Source organism: Streptomyces aurantiacus (genome assembly GCF_001418335.1).
In the GTDB taxonomy this organism is placed as follows: domain Bacteria; phylum Actinomycetota; class Actinomycetes; order Streptomycetales; family Streptomycetaceae; genus Streptomyces; species Streptomyces aurantiacus.
This window is the reverse complement of sequence record NZ_LIPP01000208.1, coordinates 1-11,008: the sequence shown is the minus strand read 5'-3', so window position 1 is coordinate 11,008 and position 11,008 is coordinate 1. Positions and strand designations below refer to the sequence as shown.

Genomic DNA, 11,008 nt, shown 5'->3' with positions numbered 1-11,008 from the left:
CCCCCCATTCCGTACCCCCCACTCCGTACCCGAAGAGGCACCCATGAGGGAAACTTCCGGCACCCCCGCAAGACCCGGCCGGCTCCGGCGTACCGTCATCGCGCTGGTCGGCGTGCTGAGCCTGGCGGCAGCCGGGGCCACGGCGGCGAAGGCGGACGCGCCCGCGCCGCCCAGCGGCTGGACCCAGGTCTTCGTCGACGACTTCAACGGCACCGCGGGCACCGGCGTCAACACCGCGAACTGGCAGTACGCGACCGGCCACGGCTACCCGGGCGGGCCCACCAACTGGGGCACGGGCGAGATCGAGAACATGACGTCCAGCACCAACAACGTGGCGCTCGACGGCTCCGGGAACCTCCGGATCACCCCCCGGCGCGACGCCTCGGGCAACTGGACCTCGGGCCGCATCGAGACCAACCGCACCGACTTCCAGCCGCCCGCCGGCGGCAAGCTGCGCGTCCAGTCCCGCATCCAGATGCCGAACGTGACGGGCGCCGCCGCCCGCGGCTACTGGCCGGCGTTCTGGATGCTGGGCGCGCCCTACCGCGGCAACTACCAGAACTGGCCGAGCGTCGGCGAGCTGGACATCATGGAGAACGTCCAGGGCCTCAACACCGTGTGGGCCACCATGCACTGCGGCAGCAGTCCGGGCGGCCCGTGCAACGAGACGACCGGCCTCGGCGGCTCCACCGCCTGCCCCGGCGCGACCTGCCAGGCGGGCTTCCACACGTACTCCATGGAGTGGGACCGTTCGACGAGCGTGGAGGAGATCCGCTTCTACGTCGACGGCGTCAACTACCACACCGTACGGGCGAACCAGGTCGACTCGACGACCTGGGCGAACGCCACGAACCACGGGTACTTCATCATCCTGAACGTGGCGATGGGCGGCGGTTTCGTGGACGCCTTCGGCGGTGGCCCGGACGGCGCCACGGTGCCCGGCAACCCGCTCGTCGTCGACTACGTCCAGGTGCTCCAGTCCGGTGGCGGCGGTACCACTCCCGGCAACCGTGACGCGTACAGCGCGATCCAGGCCGAGTCGTTCGACGGTCAGAGCGGCACGTTCACCGAGACCACGACCGACTCGGGCGGCGGCCAGAACATCGGCGCCCTCGCCAACGGCGACTGGGTGCAGTACAAGGGCGTCAACTTCGGTTCCTCCGCGGCCCGGCAGTTCAGCGCCCGGGTCGCGAGCGGCGCCGGGAACAACGTCAGCGGCCTCGTCGAGGTGCGTCTGGACAGCCGTACGAGTACCCCCATCGGCAGCTTCGCCCTCGCCAACACCGGTGGCTGGCAGAGCTGGCGGACCGTACCCGCGAACATCAGCAACGTCACCGGCACGCACGACGTCTACCTGACCTTCACGAGCGGCCAGCCGGCGGACTTCGTGAACGTCAACTGGTTCAACTTCGGTCACTGACAACCGGCAACAGATCAGTTCGTACGTGGAGTTCGTACGTGGAGGGGCGGGCCGTTCGGGCCGCCCCTCCACGGGCGTCTCAGCGCAGCTCCGCCCGGAACGCCACCGGCGTCGTCCCCGTGTGCTGGGTGAAGAACTTGGAGAAGTTGGCCGCGTCGGGGAAGCCCACGACGGCGCCGATCCGGCCGATCGGCATGTCCGTGTGGGCCAGCAGGCGCTTCGCCTCCAGGACGACCCGTTTGTCGATGAAGCCCTTCGGGGTCTCGCCCGTCGCGGCGCGGACCGCGCGGACCAGGGTGCGCCGGGAGTAGCCGAGGGCGTCGGCGTAGGCACTGACGCTGTGGTTGGTGGCGAAGCCCTTCTCCACGGCCTGGCGGAAGCGGGTGAAGGTACTGTCGGCCTGTTCGTGCGCCGTGTCGGCGGCGCCCGCCGCCAGGTGGGCCAGGCGCAGCAGGAACGCGGTCAGGGTGTGCCGCAGCACGGCGGTGTGCAGGCTGAGCGGCAGGGTGCCCGTGTCGACGTACTCGCGCTCCAGCTGGGCGAGGGAATCCTCAAGGGCGGTGAGCTGGGCCGGGTCGGGGCGCAGCAGCGGCGGCAGGTCGTAGCGGTAGAGGCCGGTCGCCTCGACGGTGGCGCGGGGCAGGAAGCCCGGCTGCATGATCAGGGCGGTGCCGCGGTAGTCCGCCGCCGCGGAGAAGCGGTGCACCTGGCCGGGGCGGATCCACAGGATCTCGCCGTCCCCCGCCTCGTACTCGTCGAAGTCGATCATGTGCCGGACGGGCGTGTGCCCGGCGGGACCGCCCCGGAAGAGCAGGACCACGTGGAAGTCGATGCGGTGGACGCGCTCGATCTGCTCGCCCAGATGCCAGCCGCGGCCTGCCTCCATCGGGCCCACCTGCATGCCCACGCCGAGGACGCTCAGGTCGACGGGGAAGGGAAAGGTCCTGATCCCGGCCCCGCCGTCTTCGTACTGGCTGCTTGTGTCCGCCATGTCCTTCTCGTGTCGGCTCGGTCCGTGGTCGTTGTCCCACTTTCACCACAGGCTGACACAGGGCGACCTTCCCCCGTAAAAGTCTGACTTTTAAGGTTGAAGACAACAGAGCAACATCGGGCTTCCAGCGAGGACTTCTTGAAGATGAGCGCGCAGACACCTGACAGCTTGGAGTGGACCGAACTGGACCGGCGAGCCGTCGACACGGCCCGTCTGCTGGCGGCGGACGCCGTGCAGAAGGTCGGCAACGGCCATCCGGGCACCGCGATGAGCCTGGCCCCGGCCGCGTACACCCTCTTTCAGAAGGTGATGCGCCACGACCCCGCGGACCCGGAGTGGACCGGCCGTGACCGCTTCGTCCTGTCCCCCGGCCACACCTCGCTGACCCTTTACACCCAGCTCTTCCTCGCCGGCTACGAGCTGGAGCTCGACGACCTGAAGGCGTTCCGCACCCACGGCTCGAAGACGCCGGGACACCCCGAGTACGGCCACACGGCCGGGGTCGAGACCACCACGGGCCCGCTGGGCCAGGGTGTCGCCAACGCGGTGGGCATGGCGATGGCCGCCCGCTATGAGCGCGGTCTCTTCGACCCGGACGCCCCCGAGGGCGAGTCCCCCTTCGACCACACCGTCTGGGCGATCGTCTCCGACGGCGACCTGGAGGAGGGCATCTCCGCCGAGGCGTCGTCGCTCGCGGGCCACCAGCAACTCGGCAACCTCGTCTTCCTCTACGACGACAACCACATCTCGATCGAGGGCGACACCGCCACGGCCTTCTCCGAGGACGTGCTGAAGCGGTACGAGGCGTACGGCTGGCACGTGCAGCGCATCGAGCCCTCACTCGGCGGCGACATCGACGTGCCCGCGCTGTACGAGGCCCTGACCGCCGCCAGGGCCGAGACCGGGCGCCCCTCGATCGTCGCGATGCGCACGATCATCGCCTGGCCCGCCCCGAACGCCCAGAACACCGAGGCCTCGCACGGCTCGGCGCTCGGCGCGGACGAGATCGCGGCCACCAAGCGCCTGCTGGGCTTCGACCCCGAGCGGACCTTCGAGGTCTCCGACGAGGTACTGAACCACGCCCGGCGCGCCCTCGACCGCGGCGCCGAGGCCCACGCCGGCTGGAACAAGCAGCTCGCCGAGTGGCGCACCGCCCGGCCCGAGCGCGCGAAGCTCTTCGACCGGATCGTGTCCGGACAGCTGCCCGAGGGCTGGGAGGCCGCGCTGCCCACGTTCGAGGCCGGCACCTCCGTGGCGACCCGCGCGGCATCCGGCAAGGTCCTCCAGGCACTCGGCGACGTGCTCCCCGAGTTGTGGGGCGGCTCCGCCGACCTCGCCGGCTCCAACAACACGACCATCGACAAGACGAGTTCGTTCCTGCCGCGGGGCAATCCGCTGCCGGAGGCGGACCCGTACGGCCGCACGATCCACTTCGGTATCCGTGAGCACTCCATGGCCGCGGAGATGAACGGCATCGCGCTGCACGGCAACACCCGCATCTACGGCGGCACCTTCCTGGTGTTCTCCGACTACATGCGCAACGCCGTCCGCCTGTCCGCCCTCATGCAGCTCCCGGTGACGTACGTGTGGACGCACGACTCCGTCGGCCTCGGCGAGGACGGCCCCACCCACCAGCCGGTCGAGCACCTGGCCTCGCTGCGCGCCATCCCCGGGCTGAACATCGTGCGCCCGGCCGACGCCAACGAGACCGTGATCGCCTGGGCCGAGATCACCAGGCGCCACGCGACGAACCCGGCCCCGCACGGTCTGGCCCTCACCCGTCAGGGCGTACCGACGTACGAGGCCGACGCCGAGGCGGCGAAGGGCGGCTACGTCCTGCGCGACTCCTCCACCCGGGAGCCCGAGGTGATCCTGATCGCCACCGGCTCCGAGGTGCAGCTCGCCGTCGCGGCACGCGAACAGCTGGAAGCCGAGGGAGTGGGCACCCGGGTGGTGTCGATGCCGTCCGTGGAGTGGTTCGAGGAGCAGTCCGCCGAGTACCGGGAGAGCGTCCTGCCGACATCTGTGAAGGCCCGCGTGGCGGTCGAGGCCGGTATCGGTCTGACCTGGTACCGGTACATCGGTGACCACGGACGCGTCGTCTCCCTGGAGCACTTCGGTGCCTCCGCCGACGCCGCGACCCTGTTCGCCGAGTTCGGCTTCACGGCCGAGAACGTGGCCGCGTCCGCGCGCGCCGCACTCGGTTCGGCCACCGGCCGCTCGACCGACCGCCGCTGACCCCACCGTCGCTGATCCGACCGCACCAAGGAAGATGATCACTGTGACCGAAACAATCACCATCGCGGACCCGCTGAAGGCCCTGTCCGGCGAAGGCGTCTCCATCTGGCTGGACGACCTGTCCCGGGGGCGCATCGCGTCCGGCAACCTCGCCGAACTCATCGACACCCGGCACGTGGTCGGCGTCACCACCAACCCGTCCATCTTCCAGGCCGCGATCGGCTCCGGCGAGGGGTACGGGGAGCAGCTCGCCGACCTCGCCGCGCGCCGCGTCACGGTCGACGAGGCCGTACGGATGATGACCACGGCCGACGTCCGCGCCGCCGCCGACATACTGCGCCCGGTGTACGACGGGACCGGCGGCCGGGACGGCCGGGTCTCCATCGAGGTCGACCCGCGTCTCGCCCACGACACGAGGGCGACGATCGCCGAGGCCAAGCAGCTCTTCTGGCTGGTCGACCGCCCGAACGTGATGATCAAGATTCCGGCGACCAGGGCGGGCCTGCCCGCGATCACGGCGGCCATCGGCCTCGGCATCAGCGTCAACGTCACGCTGATCTTCTCCCTCGAACGCTACCGCGAGGTGATGGACGCCTACCTGGCAGGCCTGGAGAAGGCACAGGCCGCGGGACTCGACCTCGCCACCATCCACTCCGTCGCCTCCTTCTTCGTGTCGCGTGTCGACAGCGAGATCGACAAGCGGCTGGTGAAGGTGGGCACGGACGAGGCCCTCGCGCTGAAGGGCAGGGCGGCGCTCGCCAACGCGCGGCTCGCGTACGAGGCGTACGAGGAGGTGTTCGGCGGTGCCCGCTGGAACGCCCTCGGCGGGGCCCGTGCCAACAGGCAGCGCCCGCTGTGGGCCTCGACCGGCGTCAAGGACCCGGCCTACAAGGACACGCTGTACGTCGACGAGCTGGTCGCGCCCGGCACGGTCAACACGATGCCCGAGGGCACGCTGAACGCCACCGCCGACCACGGCGAGATCCGCGGCGACACGGTGAGCGGCGGCTACGCCCAGGCCCGCGCGGACCTGGCGGCCGTCGAGAATCAGGGCATCTCGTACGACGAGGTCGTACGGCAGTTGGAGGACGAGGGCGTGGCGAAGTTCGAGGCCGCCTGGGGCGAGCTGCTGGACGCCGTCGCGGTCTCGCTGAGCAGCAAGGGAGTTGACGGGGAATGAGCAGGAGCAGGACCTCGCCCGAGGGAATCCCGGCGGAGGCCGGTACGGCGGCGGAGGGCGGTACGACACCGGACGCCTCCGCCTCCGCCCCCGCCCCGGCGGCGCGGCGCAAAGCGGCGAAGGCCGCGAAGAGCGCCAAGGCCGCGACTGCCTCGAAGAGCGCGACAGCCTCGACGGCCTCGAAGCCGACGACGACCGCGCCGGCCGGGACGGCCGTGAAACCCGCGAAGAGCACGAAGAGCGTGCCGGCTGCCAAGACCGCCAGGGCCGCGAAGACCGCGAAAGCCGCGCAGAGCGCCGAGCCTGCCAAGACCGCGAAGAGCACGAAGAGCACGAAGAGCACGCCGGCCGCGAAGGGCGCGAAGGCCGCCGACAGGGCCGTCGCTCCCGCCGCCCCGCGCGGCGCGGCGGCGCACGCGACGCCCAAGGCGGCGGCGGGAGCGACGGCGGCGGACGCGGCGTCCGACGCCACTGCGGCCGGCCTCGCGCTCCAGGACCTCGCCCGGGCCCTGGACCTCGCGGACGACTGGGACAACCCCCTCCGCGACCCCCAGGACCGCCGCCTCCCGAAGATCGCCGGGCCCTCCGGTCTGGTCATCTTCGGTGTGACGGGCGACCTGTCGCGCAAGAAGCTCATGCCGGCCGTCTACGACCTGGCCAACCGCGGTCTGCTGCCGCCCGGCTTCTCCCTCGTCGGCTTCGCCCGGCGCGACTGGGAGGACGAGGACTTCGCCCAGATCGTGCACGACTCGGTCCGCGAGCACGCGCGTACCGAGTTCCGTGAGGAGGTCTGGCAGCAGCTCGCCGAGGGCATGCGGTTCATCCCGGGCGACTTCGACGACGACACGGCGTTCAAGCAACTGCGGGCGGCCGTCGACGAGTTGGATGCCTCCCGGGGCACCAGCGGCAACTACGCCTTCTATCTCTCCGTACCGCCGAAGTTCTTCCCCAAGGTCGTCAAGCAGCTCAAGAGGCACGGTCTGGCCGAGGCGCCCGCGGGTTCCTGGCGGCGCGCGGTGATCGAGAAGCCGTTCGGCCGCGACCTGAAGAGCGCACGCGAGCTGAACCGGGTCGTGCACGAGGTGTTCGACCCGGAGCAGGTGTTCCGTATCGACCACTACCTCGGCAAGGAGACCGTCCAGAACATCCTGGCGCTCCGCTTCGCCAACCAGATGTACGAGCCGATCTGGAACCGGTCGTACGTCGACCACGTACAGATCACGATGGCCGAGGACATCGGCATCGGCGGTCGCGCGGGCTACTACGACGGCATCGGGTCGGCCCGTGACGTCATCCAGAACCACCTCCTGCAGCTGATGGCGCTCACCGCGATGGAGGAGCCCATCGCCTTCGACGCCGACTCGCTGCTCACCGAGAAGCTCAAGGTCCTCAAGTCCGTGCGGCTGCCGGCGGACCTGGGCGAGCACACCGTGCGTGGCCAGTACGCCGAGGGCTGGCAGGGCGGCGCGAAGGTGCGCGGGTACCTCGAAGAGGACGGCATCGACCCCGAGTCGACGACCGACACGTACGCGGCGATCAAGCTGGAGGTCGACAACCGCCGCTGGGCGGGCGTCCCCTTCTACCTGCGGACCGGCAAGCGCCTGGGCCGCCGCGTCACCGAGATCGCCGTCGTCTTCCAGCGGGCCCCGCACTCCCCCTTCGACTCCACGGCCACCGAGGAACTCGGCGCGAACGCGATCGTCGTCCGGGTGCAGCCCGACGAGGGCATGACGGTGCGCTTCGGATCGAAGGTGCCGGGTACGTCGATGGAGATCCGGGACGTGTCGATGGACTTCGCGTACGGCGAGTCGTTCACGGAGTCCAGCCCCGAGGCGTACGAACGCCTGATCCTGGACGTACTGCTCGGCGACGCCAACCTCTTCCCCCGTCACCAGGAGGTGGAAGAGTCCTGGAAGGTCCTCGACCCGATCGAGGAGCACTGGGACACGCACGGCAGGCCGGCGCAGTACGCCTCGGGCAGCTGGGGTCCCGGGGAAGCCGACGAGATGCTCGCACGAGACGGACGGAGCTGGCGCAGGCCATGAAGATCGACCTGACCGACACCACGGCAAGCAAGATCAACAAGGCTCTCGTGGAGGGCCGCCGCGCCATCGGCACACCTGCCGTGGGCATGGTCCTGACGATGGTCATCGTGACGGACGAGGAGAACGCGTACGACTCGATCAAGGCGGCCGAGGAGGCCTCGCACGAGCACCCCTCGCGCACCCTCGTCGTCATCAAGCGGCACGCCCGCACCTCCCGCGACCGCACGAACTCCCGCCTCGACGCCGAGGTACGGGTCGGCGCGGACGCCGGCACCGGCGAGACGGTCGTCCTGCGGCTGTACGGCGAGGTGTCCGACCACGCCGACTCGGTGGTCCTGCCGCTGCTGCTCCCGGACGCGCCGGTCGTCGTCTGGTGGCCGGTGGACGCACCGGAGGTCCCGGTCAAGGACCCGCTGGGCGCCCTCGCCCAGCGCCGGATCACCGACATGTACGCGGTGGAGACCCCGCTCGCCGCACTGGAGGCGCGCGCCGTCGCGTACGCGCCGGGCGACACCGACCTGGCCTGGACCCGGCTGACACCCTGGCGTTCCATGCTCGCCGCCGCCCTCGACCAGGCCCGTACGCGGATCACCTCGGCCGTCGTCGAGAGCGAGGCCGAGAACCCGAGCGCCGAACTGCTCGCCCGCTGGCTGGAGGCCCGCCTCAAGGTCTCGGTGGAGCGGGTCGTCACCGCAGGGCCCGTGGTCACCGCCGTGAAGCTCGGCACCGAGAGCGGCGAGATCGTCATCGACCGCCCCGAGGGCCCCCTCGCGACGCTGTCCCTGCCGGGCCAGCCCTCGCGCACCCTCGCACTGAAGGTCCGCTCCACCTCCGAGCTGATCGCCGAGGAACTGCGCAGGCTCGACGCGGACGAGATGTACGCCATCGCCCTGCACGGGCACGACGCCGAGAGGCAGAGCCGTGTCTGACACACCGAGGCTCACCCGCCGCCCCGAGTGGACCGCCCTGGAGGACCACCGGGCCGGCGCGCTCCTCCATCCGCGGCTGCGCGAGCTGTTCGCCGCGGACCCGGAGCGTGCCGAGCGCTACACCGTGCGCGTGGGTGACCTGCTCATCGACTACTCGAAGCACCTGATCACCGACGAGACGCTCGCGCTGCTCCAGGAACTCGCCGCCGCCACCGACGTGTTCGGGCTGCGCGACGCGATGTTCCGCGGCGAGCCGATCAACGTCACCGAGCAGCGCGCCGTCCTGCACACCGCGTTGCGCGCCCCGCGTGACGCGGTCGTCGAGGTCGACGGCGAGAACGTCGTGCCGAAGGTGCACGCCGTGCTCGACCGGATGGCCGGCTTCGCCGAGCGGATCCGCTCCGGCAAGTGGACCGGGCACACCGGCAGGCGCATCAGGAATGTCGTCAACATCGGCATCGGCGGCTCCGACCTGGGCCCGGCGATGGCGTACGACGCGCTGCGCGCCTTCACCGACCGGGACCTGACCGTCCGCTTCGTCTCGAACGTCGACGGGGCCGACCTGCACGAGGCCGTACGGGACCTGGACCCGGCCGAGACACTGTTCGTCGTCGCCTCGAAGACCTTCACCACCATCGAGACGATCACCAACGCGACCTCGGCGCGCAACTGGCTGCTCGCCGGGCTCGACGGCGACTCGCAGGCCGTGGCCAAGCACTTCGTGGCCCTGTCCACGAACACGGCGAAGGTCGCGGACTTCGGGATAGACACGGCCAACATGTTCGAGTTCTGGGACTGGGTCGGCGGGCGCTACTCCTTCGACTCCGCGATCGGCCTGTCCCTGATGATCGCGATCGGCCCGGACCGCTTCCGGGAGCTGCTCGACGGCTTCCACCTCGTCGACGAGCACTTCCGCACCGCCCCCGCGGAGTCCAACGCGCCGTTGCTGCTGGGCCTGTTGGGCGTCTGGTACGGCGGTTTCTTCGACACGCAGTCCCATGCGGTGCTGCCGTACTCGCACTACCTGTCCAGGTTCACGGCGTACCTGCAGCAGCTGGACATGGAGTCCAACGGCAAGTCCGTGGACCGCCAGGGCCGCCCCGTCGACTGGCAGACCGGCCCGGTCGTGTGGGGCACGCCCGGCACCAACGGTCAGCACGCGTACTACCAGTTGCTCCACCAGGGCACGCGGACGATCCCGGCCGACCTGATCGGCTTCGTCAACCCGGTCGCCGACCTGGGCGCCGAACTCGCCGCCCAGCACGACCTGTTGATGGCGAACCTCTTCGCCCAGGGCCAGGCGCTCGCCTTCGGCAGGACCGCCGACGAGGTGCGGGCCGAGGGCGTGCCCGAGGAACAGGTCGCGCACCGCACGTTCCACGGCAACCACCCGACCACGACCGTCCTGGCCGCCGAGTTGACCCCCTCGGTCCTCGGCCAGCTGATCGCCCTCTACGAGCACAAGGTGTTCGTGCAGGGCGCCGTCTGGAACATCGACTCGTTCGACCAGTGGGGCGTCGAACTCGGCAAGGTCCTCGCCAAGCGCGTCGAACCGGCCCTCACCGAGGGCGCCGATGTCCCCGGCCTCGACCCGTCCACCACCGCCCTCGTGGCCACGTACCGCACTCTCCGAAAGAAGTGACCTGACAATGACAGCCATGCAATTGGGCCTCGTCGGCCTCGGCAAGATGGGCGGCAACATGTGTGAGCGCATTCGCCGCGCAGGCCACACCGTCATCGGATACGACCGCAACCCGGACCTCGCCGACGTCCACAGCCTTGAGGAGCTGGTGGGCAGGCTCAAGGGTCCGCGGGTGGTGTGGGTGATGGTTCCCGCCGGCGCGGCGACCCAGTCCACCGTCGACGCGCTCGCCGAGCTCCTGGAGCCCGGCGACGTGGTCGTGGACGGCGGCAACTCACGCTGGACGGACGACGAGAAGCACGCCGCGGAACTCGCGGCGAAGGGCATCGGCTTCGTCGACGCCGGAGTCTCGGGCGGCGTCTGGGGCCTGGCCAACGGCTACGCGCTCATGGTCGGCGGCGACGCGGAGCACATCGCGAAGGTCCAGCCGGTCTTCGACGCCCTCAAGCCCGAGGGCGACGCCGGCTTCGTCCACGCCGGCAAGGTCGGCTCCGGCCACTTCTCCAAGATGGTCCACAACGGCATCGAGTACGCCATGATGCAGGCCTACGCCGAGGGCTGGG

General features: G+C 70.4%; 8 protein-coding genes. 7 read left to right on the top strand and 1 reads right to left on the bottom strand.

The window, feature by feature from the left end; genetic code table 11:
- The first annotated feature begins 43 nt into the window (after positions 1-43).
- Positions 44-1,420, top strand: a complete 1,377-nt coding sequence (locus AOK01_RS25845) for a glycoside hydrolase family 16 protein (RefSeq protein WP_055515713.1) — start codon at positions 44-46, stop codon at positions 1,418-1,420.
- A gap of 79 nt (positions 1,421-1,499) precedes the next feature.
- On the opposite strand, the gene AOK01_RS25840 is transcribed toward AOK01_RS25845, so the two are convergent.
- Positions 1,500-2,411: a helix-turn-helix domain-containing protein gene (locus AOK01_RS25840; RefSeq protein WP_055515711.1), complete on the bottom strand. Its 912-nt coding sequence runs from the start codon at positions 2,409-2,411 to the stop codon at positions 1,500-1,502.
- Between the two features lie 144 nt (positions 2,412-2,555).
- Between AOK01_RS25840 and tkt the strand changes: the two genes are divergently transcribed.
- The 6 genes from tkt to AOK01_RS25810 all read left to right on the top strand — a co-directional run.
- A complete protein-coding gene (gene tkt, locus AOK01_RS25835) occupies positions 2,556-4,649 on the top strand; it encodes a transketolase (RefSeq protein ID WP_055515709.1) in 2,094 nt (697 codons plus the stop codon).
- A 34-nt stretch (positions 4,650-4,683) separates the two neighbouring features.
- Positions 4,684-5,829 (top strand): transaldolase, encoded by a 1,146-nt coding sequence (gene tal, locus AOK01_RS25830; protein WP_055515707.1) that lies wholly within the window; start codon positions 4,684-4,686, stop codon positions 5,827-5,829.
- A gap of 509 nt (positions 5,830-6,338) precedes the next feature.
- A complete protein-coding gene (zwf, locus tag AOK01_RS25825) occupies positions 6,339-7,874 on the top strand; it encodes a glucose-6-phosphate dehydrogenase (RefSeq protein ID WP_107099909.1) in 1,536 nt (511 codons plus the stop codon).
- Complete coding sequence (gene opcA / locus AOK01_RS25820; protein WP_055515705.1) at positions 7,871-8,803, top strand: glucose-6-phosphate dehydrogenase assembly protein OpcA; 933 nt, start codon at positions 7,871-7,873, stop codon at positions 8,801-8,803. The genes zwf and opcA overlap by 4 nt, the downstream gene beginning before the upstream one ends.
- Positions 8,796-10,445, top strand: a complete 1,650-nt coding sequence (gene pgi, locus AOK01_RS25815) for a glucose-6-phosphate isomerase (RefSeq protein ID WP_055515703.1) — start codon at positions 8,796-8,798, stop codon at positions 10,443-10,445. Before opcA ends, pgi begins: the two co-directional genes overlap by 8 nt.
- 16 nt (positions 10,446-10,461) lie before the next feature.
- The coding region (locus tag AOK01_RS25810) for an NAD(P)-binding domain-containing protein (RefSeq protein WP_245702416.1) at positions 10,462-11,008 on the top strand (547 nt) is incomplete at its 3' end.